This window comes from Streptomyces chartreusis NRRL 3882, assembly GCF_900236475.1.
Classification (GTDB): Bacteria; Actinomycetota; Actinomycetes; order Streptomycetales; family Streptomycetaceae; genus Streptomyces; species Streptomyces chartreusis_D.
The window spans coordinates 7192840-7206494 of the sequence record NZ_LT963352.1; the positions used below are offsets into that span (position 1 = coordinate 7192840).

Consider the following 13655-nt stretch of genomic DNA (forward strand, 5'->3'; position numbering starts at 1 on the left):
TCAGGGGCGCGGGGAACTGCGCGAACAACCCCGACGCACCCCCAGCCGCCACGACAGGGCACAGCCCTATGGCGCGGGGGCGAAATCCAACAGCACCTTGCACGACCGACTCCGATCAGCGGCCAGGGCAAAAGCAGACTCGGCATCCGCCACAGGCACCACCGCACTGACGAGCCCGTCGAACGCCGCTTCCCCCGCAAGCAACTCAAGCGCCTGCTCGAACTCCCCGTCGAAGCGAAACGCCCCCCGCAGCTCGATCTCCCGGCTCACCACAAGGTTCCCCGCAAACGCACTGTGCCCCGCCGGCAGCATCCCCAACTGCACGACGACCCCACCCCGCCGCACCCGCCGCAGACACGCGTCCAGCCCCGCGGCCACCCCGGACGCCTCGATCGCGACGTCCACCTCGGCGGGCCACGCCGGGTCGTCGGGATCATCGGCCCGTACGAGAGTCCCGGCCCCGGCGACCCGCGCGTACTCCAGCGCCTCGGGCAGCAGATCCGTGACGGTCACCCGCGAAGCCCCCGCCGCCTTCGCCGCGGCGACCACGAGACAGCCGATGGGCCCGGCACCGGTCACCAGGACGTGCCGCCCCGCCACCTCCCCGGCCCGTCGCACCGCGTGCAGTGCGACGGACAGCGGTTCGGCGAGAGCGGCCCGGCGCAGTCCCAGACCGTCCGGCAAGGCCCGCACCTGCTCGCAGGGCACGACGACCTGCGCCGCGAATCCCCCCTGCACATGCGGAAAACGCGCCGCACTGCCCAGGTACCGCGTGTCCCGGCAGACGTTCCGCCGCCCGTCCGAGCACTCCGGGCACACCCCGCACGGGGTCGCCGGATGCACGGCGACCGCGGCACCCGGTACGGGCCCCGACGCGCCGGCACCGTACTCGACCACCGTGCCGACGACCTCGTGCCCGAGCACCATCGGCTCCCGGAGCCGGAAGTCGCCGACCCCGCCGTGCCGCCAGTAGTGCAGATCGGACCCGCACACCCCGCCGTAGCGGACGGCGACCAGCGCCTGCCCCGGCCCGGGCACCGGAACCGGCAACTCCGCGACCCGGAGGTCACCTTGGCCGTGGATCACACAACCCAGCATCACAGCCTCCCGGTTGGTCACAGCACGCTCGTCATGCCGCCGTCGACATACAGCACCTGCCCGCTGACGAAGTCGGCCGCGGGGGAGGCGAGGAACAGCACGCCGCCCACCAGGTCCTGGGTGCGGCCCCAGCGGCCGGCCGGGGTGCGCCGCCGCACCCAGGCACTGAACTCCTCGTCCTCGACCAGCGGCCGCGTCAGCTCGGTCTCGATGTAGCCCGGGCCGAGCCCGTTGACCTGCACACCGCTCGGACCCCAGTCCGCGCACATGCCCTTGGTGAGCATCTTCAGCGCACCCTTGGTGGCGGCGTACGGCGCGATCCCGGGCCGTGCCACCTCGCTCTGCAGGGAGCAGATGTTGATGATCTTGCCGTGGCCGCGTTCCGTCATCCGCCGCGCCGCCTCCCGGCCGACCAGGAAGGCACTGGTCAGGTTGGTGTCCAGGATCCGGTGCCAGTCGGAGTCGGTGAACTCCAGCAGCGGGGCGCGCAGTTGCATGCCCGCGTTGTTGACGAGGATGTCGAGCGGGCCCACCCGCTCCTCGACGTCCGCGATCCCGTCCGCCACGGACGATCCGTCGGTCACGTCGAACGCCGCCGTGTGCACCCGGCCGCCGGGCAGCCCGGCGGCGGCCTCGGCGAGCCGGTCCTTGTCGCGTCCGTTCAGGACGACCGTGCAGCCGGCCTCCGCCAGACCACGGGCGAGCGCCAGTCCGATGCCCCGGCTGGAGCCGGTCACCAGCGCCGTACGGCCGCTGATGTCGAAGAGGGGGTGAGCCGTCATGGCCGCGGCACTCCTAGATCACGAGGGACAACAACAGGACGATGCCGCCGGCGACCACCGAGATGATCGTCTCCATGACGGACCAGGTCTTGATGTTCTGACCGACACTCAGCCCGAAGTACTCCTTCACCATCCAGAACCCGGCGTCGTTGACGTGGCTGAAGAACAGCGAGCCGGCGCCGATGGCGAGGACCAGCAGGGCCGCGTGCGTGGTCGACATGTCGGCGGCGAGCGGGGCGACCAGACCGGCGGCCGAGACCGTCGCCACCGTCGCCGAACCGGTCGCCAGCCGGATCACCACCGCGATCAGCCAGGCCAGCAGCAGCGCGGGAATCGACCAGTCCTTGGAGATGTCCAGGACCATCTGGCCCACCCCCGTGTCGATCAGGGTCTGCTTGAAGCCGCCGCCCGCGCCGACGATCAGCAGGATGCCCGCGATCGGCGCGAGGCTCTTCTCGACGAGCGGCGAGATCCGCTCCTTGGAGAACCCGGCGGGCCGCAGCAGCGTGAAGATGCCGACCAGCACCGAGGCGAGCAGGGCGATCATCGGGGCGCCGATGACGTCGAAGACACGCTGGACCAGGTTCTCCGGGTCGTCCACGACGATGTCGACCAGCGCCTTGGCGAGCATCAGGATCACCGGCAGCAGGATCGTGAACAGCGTGGCGCCGAAGCCGGGGCGCTTGTCCAGGTCCTCGGCGGCGCGCTGCGGAATCATGCGGTCCGGGGCGGGGACGTCCACCCAGCGGGCCGCGTACCGCGAGAACAGCGGACCGGCGATGATCACCGTGGGTATGGCGACGAGGACACCGAGCGCCAGCGTCACCCCTAGGTCGGCCTTGACCGCGTCGATCGCCACCAGCGGACCCGGGTGCGGCGGCACCAGGCCGTGCATCACGGACAGGCCCGCGAGCGCCGGGATGCCGATCCGCATCACCGAGTAGTTGCCGCGCTTGGCGACCATCAGCACCACCGGGATCAGCAGCACGATGCCGACCTCGAAGAACAGCGGCAGTCCGATCACGGAGGCGATGAGCACCATCGCCCACGGCATCGACCGCCCGCCGGCCTTCGCGAGGATGGTGTCGACGATCTGGTCGGCGCCCCCGGAGTCGGCGAGCATCTTGCCGAGGACGGCACCGAGGGCGATCAGCACGCCGACGCCCGCGACCGTGGTGCCGAGGCCGGTGCTGAAGCTGGTGAGGACCTTGTCCAGCGGCGCCCCGGCGATCGCGCCGAGCGCCAGCGACCCGATGGTCAGCGCCAGGAAGGCGTGCAGCTTGGACTTGGTGATGAGCAGGACGATGACGGCGATGCCCGCCAGGACGGCGATGCCCAGCTGAGCGTGGCCGGCCGAGGTGATCGGCTCGGGTGCGTCCGCTGCCAGCATCTCGACGCTGAGTCTGGTCACGGGGAGGGTTCCCTTGCGTTGGAGGGGACTGGGGGAGAGGGCCGTCAGGGGCTACTGGACGGGCTCGGGGAGGTCTTCCAGGGCGAGCGCCGCCCGCTCGGTGATCTCCTCCGGGCTGCCCGAGACGTCCACGTCGACCCCGGCCTCGTCCGCCTGGAGCGGCTGGAGCGTGGCGAACTGGGAGTCGAGCAGCGCCGTGGGCATGAAGTGCCCCTGCCGGTGCGACATCCGGTCCTCGATGAGCGCGCGGTCACCCGTGAGGTGCACGAAGACCACGCCGGGCGCGGCGGCCCGCAACCGGTCGCGGTACGACCGCTTCAGCGCCGAGCAGCTGACCACCCCGCCGAGCCCGGCCCGCCCGTGCGCCCACGCGCCGATGGCGTCCAGCCAGGGCCGGCGGTCCTCGTCGGTGAGCGGCGTTCCGGCCGACATCTTGGCGATGTTGGCCTGCGGGTGGAAGTCGTCGCCCTCGGCGTACGGAACGCCGAGCCGGGCCGCGAGCAGGGGACCGATGGTGGTCTTGCCGGTGCCGGCGACGCCCATGACCACGACGACGTGGGGGGTGTTCATCGCTGCCTCACTGTCTGCTGTCTCCGTCGACACGTGATGTCGACGCAACTGAAACCCATTAGGTACGACGAATTCAAGAGGCCGTGACAAATAAGTCTGACTTTATGGCTCCGTGATCTACCACGTACGCTGAGTGCATGAGCACACCGGGCCGGGGGCTGCACGGCCATGTACTGGACACCCTCGGCCCCGAGATCACAGCGGGTGAGTACCCGCCGGGCAGTGTCCTGCGCACGGACGAGCTCGCCCAGCGTTTCGACGTGTCACGCTCCGTGATGCGCGAAGCGGTCCGCGTCCTGGAGTCCATGCACCTGGTCGAGTCCCGCCGCCGCGTGGGTGTGACCGTGCGCCCGAAGTCCGAGTGGAACGTCTACGACCCGCAGGTCATCCGCTGGCGCCTGGCCGGCAAGGACCGCGCTCCCCAGCTGCGCTCCCTCACGGTGCTGCGCTCGGCGATCGAACCGGTCGCCGCGGGCCTCGCCGCCCGGCACGCCACGTCGGAGCAGTGCGCCGAACTCACCCAGTGCGCCCTCGGCATGGTCGCCAATTCACGTGGTCACAAGCTGGAGGAGTACCTCGTCCACGACATGGCCTTCCACCGCGTCATCCTGGACGCCTCCGGCAACGAGATGTTCGCCCGCCTCGGCGATGTCGTCGCCGAGGTCCTGGCCGGCCGTACCCACCACGACGTGATGTTCGAGGACCCCGACCCCGCCGCCGTCACCCTGCACGTCCAGGTCGCCGAGGCGGTCCGCGCCGGCGACGCGGCCCGCGCGGAGGAGCTGACCCGCGAGATCACGGTGGGCGCCCTCCAGGAACTGGACATCCTGGCGCCGTAGCGGTCCCGCTACTGCACGAAATCCCCGTCGACGTACACCCAGGCCCCGTCGACGCGCTCGAAACGGCTCCGCTCGTGCAGCGCCCCGCCCCGGTACGAGGCCCGGAACTCCACGGCGCCGCCGGAGTGGAAGGCCGAGCCGTCACTCGTGCCCAGGATCTCCAGCCCGGTCCACCGCATCCGCGGATCCAGTTCCAGCGTGCCGGGCCGCGTCCGCGGATGCCATGTCCGCAGCAGATACCCGGCGTCCCCCTTCACGAAGGCGCTGTACCGGGACCGCATCAGTGCCTCGGCGGTCGGCGCGGCGGCGGCACCGGAGTGGTAGCGGCCGCAGCACGCCTCGTAGGCCTGGGGCAGCCCGCACGGGCAGGAACGGCTGGTCATGGTCACCCTTCCGCGACAACGCCTGAGGGCCGTGACCTCGCGGTCACGGCCCTCAGCTTCGTGTGTCCGAGGGGGGACTTGAACCCCCACGCCCGATAAAGGGCACTAGCACCTCAAGCTAGCGCGTCTGCCATTCCGCCACCCGGACAAGGTGTCTGTCGCGCGGGTTCTCCCCGCGGCGACGACGTAAACATTACCAGGCTCTCGGGGGTGGCCGATCACACCCCGCCCGCACCCGGCCGGGCGTGAACGGCGTGTGACGGGCCGGGAGCGGTCTTGGGGTGCGGGCCGGGGCGAGGGAGGATGAGGGGGACCCACCAGCAGTGACAGCGGGAGGAAGCACGTGAGCGAGACGGACACGGCCAGGAGCGTCACCGGCGAGGACGAGGTCGTGGACCTCTGCCGCGAGCTGATCCAGATCGACACCAGCAACTACGGCGACCACTCGGGTCCGGGCGAGCGCAAGGCGGCGGAGTACGTCGCCGAGAAGCTCGCCGAGGTGGGGCTCGAACCGCAGATCTTCGAGTCGCACCCGGGCCGCGCCTCCACGGTGGCCCGGATCGAGGGCGAGGACCCGTCCCGGCCCGCGCTCCTCATCCACGGGCACACCGACGTCGTACCGGCCAACGCGGACGACTGGACCCACCACCCCTTCTCCGGCGAGATCGCCGACGGCTGCGTGTGGGGCCGCGGTGCCGTCGACATGAAGGACATGGACGCGATGACCCTCGCGGTCGTCCGGGACCGACTGCGCAGCGGGCGCAAGCCCCCGCGCGACATCGTGCTCGCGTTCCTCGCGGACGAGGAGGCGGGCGGCACCTACGGCGCCAAGCACCTCGTGCGCAAGCACCCCGAGCTGTTCGAGGGCGTCACCGAGGCGATCAGTGAGGTGGGCGGGTTCTCGTTCACCGTGAGCGAGGAGCGCCGGCTGTACCTGATCCAGACGGCCGAGAAGGGCATGCACTGGATGAAGCTCACCGTGGCCGGCACGGCCGGGCACGGGTCGATGATCCACCGGGACAACGCGATCACCGAGCTGTCGGAGGCCGTCGCGCGGCTGGGGCGGCACAAGTTCCCGGTGCGGGTGACCAAGACCACCCGCGCCTTCCTCGACGAGCTCGGTGACGCGCTCGGCACCGAACTCGACCCCGAGGACATGGAGTCGACCCTGGCGAAACTCGGGGGCATCGCCAAGCTCATCGGCGCGACCCTGAGCAACACGGCCAATCCCACCCAGCTCGGTGCCGGCTACAAGGTCAACGTCATCCCGGGCGAGGCGACGGCGCACGTCGACGGACGGTTCCTGCCCGGATACGAGGAGGAGTTCCTCGCCGACCTCGACCGGATCCTCGGCCCGAAGGTTCGGCGTGAGGACGTCCACGCCGACAAGGCAGTCGAGACCACCTTCGACGGGGCGCTCGTGGGGGCGATGCAGTCCGCGCTGCTGGCCGAGGACCCGACCGCCAAGGCGATCCCCTACATGCTCTCCGGCGGGACGGACGCGAAGTCCTTCGACGACCTCGGCATCCGCGGCTTCGGCTTCGTGCCGCTGAAGCTGCCGCCGGAGCTGGACTTCGCCGGCATGTTCCACGGCGTGGACGAGCGGGTGCCGGTGGAGGGCCTGAAGTTCGGCGCGCGGGTGCTCGACCGGTTCATCGACGCGTCCTGAAACAGTCATCCGAAACGGCCACATGAAACAGCCACACGAAACAGCGCTATTCGGTCGGGTGTGCGAGATCGACTGGGAAGGGTGAATGCGACCATAAGCTCGTAGCCTCATTACTCCCTCCTCGTTACAGGTAATGCGATCGCAAGATGGGTCGCTTTGCCAACTAGGAGGAATAATGATCAAGAAGGTCGTCGCTGCTGCGGCTGCCACCGGTGGGCTGGTTCTCGCGGGCGCGGGCCTGGCCGTCGCCGACTCGGGTGCCCAGGGTGCCGCTGTGCACTCCCCGGGTGTCGTGTCCGGCAACGTCGTTCAGGTGCCCGTTCACGTCCCGGTGAACGTCTGCGGCAACACGGTCTCCGTGATCGGGCTGCTGAACCCCGCCTTCGGCAACACCTGCGTCAACAAGTGACGCTCCCCCCTCTTTGAGGGGAGTTCAAAAGCCATCGGTCCCGGAGCGCATGCCATGCGCTCCGGGACCGAACGCTTCTTTCGAGGAATTCGAGAAGAATTCGAGACAGGGTCGAAGGCAGGTATTCAGCAATGCGACAGGCTACCCGCAAGGGTCTGATGACCGTGGCGGCCGCGACCGGCGTGATCGCCGCCGCGGGCGGCTCCGCGCACGCCGCCGCGGGCGCACAGGGTTCCAGCTCGGGCTCGCCCGGCGTGCTGTCCGGGAACACGGTGCAGGCGCCGGTGCACGCGCCGGTCAATGTGTGCGGGAACACGGTCAACGTGATCGGCGTCCTCAACCCGTCGGTGGGCAACTCGTGCGCCAACCAGGGCGGTGGATCGTCGTCGGGGGGACACGGCGATTCGGGTGGCCACGGCGGCTCGCACGCCGGCGGCCATGCCAGTGACTCGCCCGGCGTCGGCTCGGGCAACCACGTCCAGGCGCCGATCCACGTGCCGGTGAACGTCTGCGGCAACAGCGTCGACGTCATCGGCGTCGGCAACTCCAGCACGGGCAACGACTGCGCGAACGGCGGCTCCGGCGGACACCACACCCCGCCCGGCGGCGGCCACGAGAACCCGGGCCAGCCGGGCGACCCCGGTCACCCGGGCGACCCCGGAAACCCGGGCGACCCCGGAAACCCGGGCAACCCGGGCGACCCAGGGAACCCGGGCAAGCCCGGTGACCCGGGCGATCCCGGAAAGCCCGGCGAGCCCGGTGACCCCGGCACCCCCGGAAAGCCGGGCGACCCCGGCACCCCGCCCGGCGCGGACGGCGAGACGCCGGGCGGCTCCTCGCGCGGCAACGAGCCGGGCGGCCAGTTCGTCACCCAGCCCAAGGGCGACTCCCAGCTCGCCAGCACCGGCAGCGACCTGCCGCTCGGCCTCGCTCTGCCGGCCGGGGCGGGCGCGCTGCTCGCGGGCTCGATCCTCTACCGCAAGGCGCGCACCTCGGCCTGACAGCCCCGGAAACGCCTGACACCTGCGGAAAACGGAGCGGGCCCCGCCGATGCGGGGCCCGCTCCCGTGTGTGCCTTCTCCCCGTGCCCGTCTCAGCTCACCACGTGGCCCGCACCTGACGGATGATCCGCCGGCGCAACCGCACCTTGCGGCTGCCGTCGCGCAGCAGGCTCAGACGGTGCAACTCCCAGTGTCCGTACTCGGCATGGTCCGTCAGCAGACGCGCCGTTTCCTTGCGGGAGACCCCGCGAGGCACGTACACGTCGACAAATTCGTATTCCGGCATCGCATCTATTGTGCGGGCTGGGGCCTGGTACGGATAGCGTCTGCACTATGTCTGATGCTGCGCAGCCCACCGCTGCCGAGGTACGCGCCGCCGCCGAGGCGGTCAAGACCGCGCTCGACCGCCACCTGGCCGCGGTCGAACGCAGGTCGGGGGAGGACGACCCGGCCGTCTACGAGGCGTTCAACCAGCTGGCCGCGGCCGCAGAGGTGTACGACGAACTGCTCTACGACCGTTACGACGAGGTCACACCCTTCGAGATCCCCGGTACGGAGGACGCGCTGCCCCCGTACACCGGGCCCGAGGAACCGAACGCGCTGAGCGTACTGATCCGCCGCGACTACGCGGTCGCGGAGCCGCAGCGGCTGCTCGCGCATGCGCAGCGGATCGAGGCCGCGGAGGGCGAGGACGGCCCGGCCGCCTCCGGGACGATCCACGGTGCGCTCGGCCTCCTCTTCGGCGAGTTCGAACCCGACGAGATCGCCTCCCGGCACAAGGAGTTCGGACTGGAGGAGGGCGACTCCACGCTCTGGGTGACGGCGGCGGAGGAACCGGCCGACCCCGGCGAGTGGCTGGAGGCACCGTTCGAGCAGGTCGATCCGCAGAGTGTCGTCTGCCGCTTCGACGTCAGCGCCGTGTTCGACGACGAGATCGACGACGTCGACGACGATGACGACGAGGCGGAGGAGCTGGAGGACGACCTCGACACCGACCTGGACGAGGACGAGGACCTGGAGCCGCTCGACGCGGACCGCCGCTGAGCGCACACATCAGCCACCCGACGGCGGTGGTCACGGATCCTGCCCGTGACCACCGCCGTCGTCAGCTGCTGATCTGCGGGGCGAGCAGCACCGGAAGCCGGGTCGTCCGGGGCTTCGCCGGCACCTCCGCCACGGCCCTCGGCAACGCCTGTTCCACCCCGTGCACGACGGACAGATGGCGGTCGGCCCGCCCGAACGCCGTGTACACCCACGGCCGGCTGAGGGCCTGAGCGGCATCGCCGGGCAGCACCACGACCACCGCGGGCCACCGGCTCCCCACCGCCTGGTGAGCGGTGAGCGCCCAGCCGTGCCGCACGGACTGCTCCACCCGCTCCTTCGGTACGACCAGGTCCTCGCCCTCGCACGACAGGTGCAGCCCCTCGGCATCCGCCGTGACCACGCGGCCCGGCAGCGCACGGCCCGGCACGGGCGAGTAGACGATCCGGTCACCGGGATCGAAGCCGCCGAAGCGGCCCGGGCCCGGATTGAGCCGCTCCTTCAACGCCGCGTTGAGCACCCGCGTGCCGACGGCACCGCCGTGCCCCGGTGTGATCACCTGCGTCTGTTCGGCCGGTACGCCGATCGCCCGCGGCACCGAGTCCACGACGAGCTGCACCGTCCGGTGCACGGCCTCGCCCGCGTCCCGCACCGGCACGATCACGACCTCCTTGCCGGGGGCCTCGACCTGGTTCAGCTCGCCGATGCCGATACCGGAGACCAGCTCGCCCAGCGGCCCGGGATCCGGCTGCCGCGAGGCGACCTGCGGGCAGATCCGCGCCGCGAGCAGATCCGCGAACACCCGTCCCGGACCCACGGACCACAGCACCGCCGGATCCCCGGCGAGCACCAGCCGCGCCCCGTCCGGCAGCGACTCCGTCAGCAGCGCGGCCGTCTCGACATCCAGCTGCGGCGCGTCGAGCACGACGAGCAGATCGAGGTCCAGCGTCCCGTCGGCATCCCGGCCCGGTCCTTCGGCACCGGAGAGCAGACCGGCCACGGTGGCCACGGGGGAGGGGGCACCGGGGGGCCGGCGCAGCAGGGCCGCGAAGCGGGTGCGGCCGATCGGGCCGTGGGTGGCGGCCCAGGCGCGCAGGCCGAGGGTGTGCGCGGCGGCCAGCAGTGCCGCGGGCTCGGTCAGGGAGGACTCGCCGCCGGTGTGCAGGACCAGGCCGTGCGTGGCGACCGCGCGGAGCAGCTCAGCCGTCGAACCCCGGGCCGCGGCGGCGACCCGCTCCCAGTCCTCGGCCGAACCGTCCTGCTTGGGCACCGAGTTCACCAGCCGGGCCAGACCGTCGGCCAGGCTCTCCTCCGCGAGCGCGTAGCGTTCGAGCCCGACCAGGACCCGGACCGGACGCTCCTCGTCCTCCTCCGCGCCCTCCTCCTCGGTCCGGGCCGGCGCGCCGCCGGTCTCCTCCAGGGCGTCTTGGAAGACCAGCGCCTCACCCTCCGCGATCGCGTCCTGCACGGCACCGTCCGGGTCCGGCACGCCCCGTTGGGCCAGGGCCGCGAGGAGCGCCGGCATCTCCAGGGCGGTGTGCCCGGCCAGCGCGGCCTGCTCCAGGAGCCAGCCGGTGACGGCCCGGCCCCTTCGCCCGTCGTCCGGGCCGCACTCGGCGCCGAGCAGGGCGCGGGCGAACCCGTCGGCCTGCTCGGGCCGCACGCCGGCGACCCGCAGCAACTGCCAGGGATCAGCCCGCAGCAGCTCGTCCGCGCCCTCGCCGAGTGCCGCCGCCACCTGCGGGGCGAGGACCTCGGGGGCACCGCCCTCGCCGAGCACCTGCCGTACGGCCCGCACCGTCGCAGGCTGGGGAGCCGCGGGCGCGGCGACGGCCTCGGCCGCCACCGATTGCGGCCGTCGTACGGGCTCCGGGGCGGAGCGGCGGGGGGCGGGCTCGGGCTCTGCGAACACCGTGGCGACCGGCTTCTCGCCGCTCTCCACGGCCCGGACGGCCGCGAGCAGATCGGCGGCCTTGCCGCTCAGCTTGGTGCCGGCCTCGATCGGCGCCTTCTTCCCGGCCTTCCGCTGCTCGATACGCTCCCGCTCCGCGCGCTGGGCCCGCAGCTCGGCCTCGGCCTCGGACACGTCACCGGCATCAGCTGTGTCCCCGTCGGTTCCCCCGGCTTCGGACACCTCACCGGAACCGGCTGCTGCCCCCTCGGTCCCCTCGACCCCCTCGGTCTCCGCACCACCGGTCGGCGTCCCCGGCTCGGCGTCCTCCGTGGTCTCCGGCTCCGTGCTCACAGCGTGCTCCAGTCGTGATCGGGATAGCGGTGCACAGGCGCCGACACGTCGTCGAGCGCCCGGCAGATCTCGTCAGGAAGACTAAGGGTCTCCACTGACAATGCCGCCGTGAGCTGCTGCGCGTTGCGCGCGCCGACGATGGGCGCGGCCACCCCCGGGCGGTCGCGGACCCAGGCCAGGGCCACCTGGAGCGGCGTCACCGCGAGACCGTCGGCCGCGGTCGTGACGGCGTCCACGATGCGTCCCGCCGTGTCGTCCAGATACGGCGCGACGAACGGCGCGAGGTGCTCCGAGGCACCGCGCGAGTCCGGCGGCGTCGTGTCGCCCCGGTACTTGCCCGTCAGCACCCCGCGCCCCAGGGGCGAGGAGGGCAGCAGCCCGATGCCCAGGTCCAGCGCGGCCGGCAGCACCTCGCGCTCGACGCCCCGCTGGAGCAGCGAGTACTCCAGCTGCGTGGCCGCCAGCCGGGTCCGCGTGCCGGGGGCCGCCAGTTGCCAGGTCGCGGCCTTGGCCAGCTGCCAGCCGCAGAAGTTGGAGACGGCGGCGTAGCGGGCCCGGCCGCTGGCGACCGCGAGATCGAGGGCCTGGAGGGTCTCCTCCAGCGGGGTGTCCGGGTCGAAGGCGTGCACGTGCCACAGGTCGACGTAGTCGGTGCCGAGCCGGGAGAGCGAGGCGTCCAGCGCGGAGAGCAGGTGGCCGCGGGAGGTGTCGAAGCGGCGGTCGGGATCCGGCACGCTGCCGGCCTTGGTCGAGATGACCAGGTCCCGGCGGGCCACCAGGCCGTCCATGAGCCGGCCGAGCAGGTACTCGGCCTCTCCGTCGCCGTAGACGTCCGCGGTGTCGACGAGGGTCCCGCCCGCTTCCCAGAACGTCTTCATCAGGTCCGCGGCGTCGTGCTCGTCGGTGTCCCGTCCCCAGGTCAGGGTGCCGAGCCCGATCCGGGACACACGCAGGCCGGTGCGGCCGAGATGCCTCTGCTCCATGAACGCCGAGATTACTGGCCAGAACCTTCCCTGTGGTGGGCTGTGGACAGCCGATTTCCCGGTCCTGGCCACGAGTTGTCCGCACCACTGCCCGCCGCTGGGCCCGCGCCGAGCCGCGCGCTAAGGTCTCCCCACGTGCACGTTACTGATCGGTAAGGGGATGCGGCATGCAGCTCGGTATCAACCTCGGCTACTGGGGTGCCGGAATGGACGCGGACAATCTGGCCGTCGCCCAGGAGGCCGACCGGCTCGGATACGCCGTCTGCTGGGCCGCCGAGGCCTACGGGTCCGACGCCGCCACCGTACTGACCTGGGTCGCCGCCCAGACCGAACGGATCGACGTCGGCTCGGCCATCTTCCAGATCCCGGCCCGCCAGCCCGCGATGACCGCCATGACGGCGGCCACCCTCGACTCCCTCTCCGGCGGTCGCTTCCGCCTCGGCCTCGGCGTCTCCGGCCCGCAGGTCTCCGAAGGCTGGTACGGCGTCAAGTTCGACAAGCCGCTGGCACGCACGCGTGAATACGTCGAGATCGTCCGCAAGGCCATGACGCGCGAGCGCCTGTCCTACGAGGGCGAGCACTGGACGCTGCCCCTGCCCGGCGGCCCGGGCAAGCCCATCAAGCTCACCGTGCACCCGCAGCGCGAGCACATCCCGCTGTACATCGCCGCGATCGGCCCCAAGAACCTGGAGCAGACCGGCGAGATCGCCGACGGCGCCCTGCTGATCTTCCCCTCCGCCGACCACCTGGAGGAGACGACGATCAAGTACCTGCGCGCCGGCCGCGAGAAGGCCGGCGAGACGCTCGACGGCTTCGACGTCTGCCCGACCCTCCCGCTCGCCGTCGGCGACGACAAGGACGTCGCCGCGCTCGCCGACACCTTCCGCCCCTACACGGCGCTGTACGTCGGGGGCATGGGCAGCCCCAAGCAGAACTTCTACAACCAGCTCGCCCAGCGCATGGGCTACGAGAAGGAGGCCGCCGAGATCCAGGGCAAGTACCTGTCCGGCGACAAGCAGGGCGCCGCGGCCGCCGTTCCGCACGAGCTGATCGACAAGACCACGCTGCTGGGGTCCGTCGACCGGATCGCGGACCGGATGAAGGCCTACGCGGCGGCCGGCGTCACCACCCTGAGCCTCGCCCCGGCGGGCTTCACCCTCGACGAGCGGCTCGCGTCCCTCCGCGCCGGCACCGAGGCCCTGGAGCGCGCCGGGCTCGCCTGAC

Annotated in this window: 14 protein-coding genes and 1 tRNA gene; 6 read left to right on the forward strand and 9 right to left on the reverse strand. The window is 71.7% G+C overall.

What is annotated here, in order from left to right; all coding sequences use genetic code 11:
- Positions 1-66 precede the first annotated feature (66 nt).
- The 4 genes from SCNRRL3882_RS32570 to SCNRRL3882_RS32585 are packed head-to-tail and all read right to left on the reverse strand — an operon-like array spanning position 67 to position 3861.
- Positions 67-1098: an L-idonate 5-dehydrogenase gene (locus tag SCNRRL3882_RS32570; protein ID WP_029181549.1), complete on the reverse strand. Its 1032-nt coding sequence runs from the start codon at positions 1096-1098 to the stop codon at positions 67-69.
- Between the two features lie 17 nt (positions 1099-1115).
- Entirely contained in the window at positions 1116-1880 is a 765-nt protein-coding gene (locus SCNRRL3882_RS32575; RefSeq protein ID WP_010045425.1) for an SDR family oxidoreductase, read from the reverse strand.
- A 13-nt stretch (positions 1881-1893) separates the two neighbouring features.
- Positions 1894-3291, reverse strand: a complete 1398-nt coding sequence (locus SCNRRL3882_RS32580; protein WP_010045424.1) for a GntP family permease — start codon at positions 3289-3291, stop codon at positions 1894-1896.
- Between the two features lie 51 nt (positions 3292-3342).
- A complete protein-coding gene (locus tag SCNRRL3882_RS32585; protein ID WP_010045423.1) occupies positions 3343-3861 on the reverse strand; it encodes a gluconokinase in 519 nt (172 codons plus the stop codon).
- 137 nt (positions 3862-3998) lie between these two features.
- Here SCNRRL3882_RS32585 and SCNRRL3882_RS32590 point away from each other — a divergent pair, with 137 nt between their 5' ends.
- The gene (locus tag SCNRRL3882_RS32590; protein WP_010045420.1) at positions 3999-4700 is read left to right on the forward strand and encodes a FadR/GntR family transcriptional regulator; all 702 of its coding nucleotides are present in this window, start codon (positions 3999-4001) and stop codon (positions 4698-4700) included.
- Positions 4701-4708: 8 nt separating this feature from the next.
- Here the strand turns inward: SCNRRL3882_RS32590 and SCNRRL3882_RS32595 are convergent, their stop codons facing one another.
- Together SCNRRL3882_RS32595 and SCNRRL3882_RS32600 are read right to left on the reverse strand one after the other, a co-directional pair.
- A complete protein-coding gene (locus SCNRRL3882_RS32595) occupies positions 4709-5083 on the reverse strand; it encodes a YchJ family protein (RefSeq protein WP_010045418.1) in 375 nt (124 codons plus the stop codon).
- 63 nt (positions 5084-5146) lie between these two features.
- Positions 5147-5231: transfer RNA gene (locus SCNRRL3882_RS32600), tRNA-Leu, on the reverse strand.
- A gap of 195 nt (positions 5232-5426) precedes the next feature.
- Between SCNRRL3882_RS32600 and SCNRRL3882_RS32605 the strand changes: the two genes are divergently transcribed.
- From SCNRRL3882_RS32605 to SCNRRL3882_RS32615, 3 genes are all read left to right on the forward strand, one after another.
- Complete coding sequence (locus tag SCNRRL3882_RS32605) at positions 5427-6752, forward strand: M20/M25/M40 family metallo-hydrolase (RefSeq protein WP_010045416.1); 1326 nt, start codon at positions 5427-5429, stop codon at positions 6750-6752.
- 175 nt (positions 6753-6927) lie between these two features.
- A complete protein-coding gene (gene chpH / locus SCNRRL3882_RS32610; RefSeq protein WP_010045414.1) occupies positions 6928-7161 on the forward strand; it encodes a chaplin ChpH in 234 nt (77 codons plus the stop codon).
- A gap of 131 nt (positions 7162-7292) precedes the next feature.
- On the forward strand, positions 7293-8162 hold the full coding sequence (locus tag SCNRRL3882_RS32615; protein ID WP_010045412.1) for a chaplin family protein: 870 nt from the start codon (positions 7293-7295) through the stop codon (positions 8160-8162).
- 97 nt (positions 8163-8259) lie between these two features.
- On the opposite strand, the gene SCNRRL3882_RS32620 is transcribed toward SCNRRL3882_RS32615, so the two are convergent.
- Entirely contained in the window at positions 8260-8448 is a 189-nt protein-coding gene (locus SCNRRL3882_RS32620; protein ID WP_010045410.1) for a DUF5703 family protein, read from the reverse strand.
- Between the two features lie 47 nt (positions 8449-8495).
- On the opposite strand from SCNRRL3882_RS32620, the gene SCNRRL3882_RS32625 reads away from it, so the two are divergent.
- Positions 8496-9206, forward strand: a complete 711-nt coding sequence (locus SCNRRL3882_RS32625) for a hypothetical protein (protein ID WP_010045408.1) — start codon at positions 8496-8498, stop codon at positions 9204-9206.
- A gap of 61 nt (positions 9207-9267) precedes the next feature.
- Here SCNRRL3882_RS32625 and SCNRRL3882_RS32630 read toward each other — a convergent pair whose 3' ends face one another.
- The gene (locus SCNRRL3882_RS32630) at positions 9268-11448 is read right to left on the reverse strand and encodes a helix-hairpin-helix domain-containing protein (protein ID WP_010045405.1); all 2181 of its coding nucleotides are present in this window, start codon (positions 11446-11448) and stop codon (positions 9268-9270) included.
- Positions 11445-12431, reverse strand: coding sequence for an aldo/keto reductase (locus SCNRRL3882_RS32635; RefSeq protein WP_010045401.1), 987 nt, complete (start codon positions 12429-12431; stop codon positions 11445-11447). Before SCNRRL3882_RS32635 ends, SCNRRL3882_RS32630 begins: the two co-directional genes overlap by 4 nt.
- Positions 12432-12598: 167 nt before the next feature.
- Between SCNRRL3882_RS32635 and SCNRRL3882_RS32640 the strand changes: the two genes are divergently transcribed.
- A complete protein-coding gene (locus SCNRRL3882_RS32640; RefSeq protein ID WP_010045399.1) occupies positions 12599-13654 on the forward strand; it encodes an LLM class F420-dependent oxidoreductase in 1056 nt (351 codons plus the stop codon).
- Position 13655: the final 1 nt, after the last annotated feature.

Excerpts from the sequence above, each read along its gene's own strand:
- SCNRRL3882_RS32570 (WP_029181549.1), bottom strand. The coding sequence starts at position 1,098 with ATGCTGGGTTGTGTGATCCACGGCCAAGGTGACCTCCGGGTCGCGGAG.
- SCNRRL3882_RS32575 (WP_010045425.1), bottom strand. The coding sequence starts at position 1,880 with ATGACGGCTCACCCCCTCTTCGACATCAGCGGCCGTACGGCGCTGGTG.
- SCNRRL3882_RS32585 (WP_010045423.1), bottom strand. The coding sequence starts at position 3,861 with ATGAACACCCCCCACGTCGTCGTGGTCATGGGCGTCGCCGGCACCGGC.
- SCNRRL3882_RS32590 (WP_010045420.1), top strand. The coding sequence starts at position 3,999 with ATGAGCACACCGGGCCGGGGGCTGCACGGCCATGTACTGGACACCCTC.
- SCNRRL3882_RS32595 (WP_010045418.1), bottom strand. The coding sequence starts at position 5,083 with ATGACCAGCCGTTCCTGCCCGTGCGGGCTGCCCCAGGCCTACGAGGCG.
- chpH (WP_010045414.1), top strand. The coding sequence starts at position 6,928 with ATGATCAAGAAGGTCGTCGCTGCTGCGGCTGCCACCGGTGGGCTGGTT.
- SCNRRL3882_RS32615 (WP_010045412.1), top strand. The coding sequence starts at position 7,293 with ATGCGACAGGCTACCCGCAAGGGTCTGATGACCGTGGCGGCCGCGACC.
- SCNRRL3882_RS32620 (WP_010045410.1), bottom strand. The coding sequence starts at position 8,448 with ATGCCGGAATACGAATTTGTCGACGTGTACGTGCCTCGCGGGGTCTCC.
- SCNRRL3882_RS32625 (WP_010045408.1), top strand. The coding sequence starts at position 8,496 with ATGTCTGATGCTGCGCAGCCCACCGCTGCCGAGGTACGCGCCGCCGCC.
- SCNRRL3882_RS32635 (WP_010045401.1), bottom strand. The coding sequence starts at position 12,431 with ATGGAGCAGAGGCATCTCGGCCGCACCGGCCTGCGTGTGTCCCGGATC.
- SCNRRL3882_RS32640 (WP_010045399.1), top strand. The coding sequence starts at position 12,599 with ATGCAGCTCGGTATCAACCTCGGCTACTGGGGTGCCGGAATGGACGCG.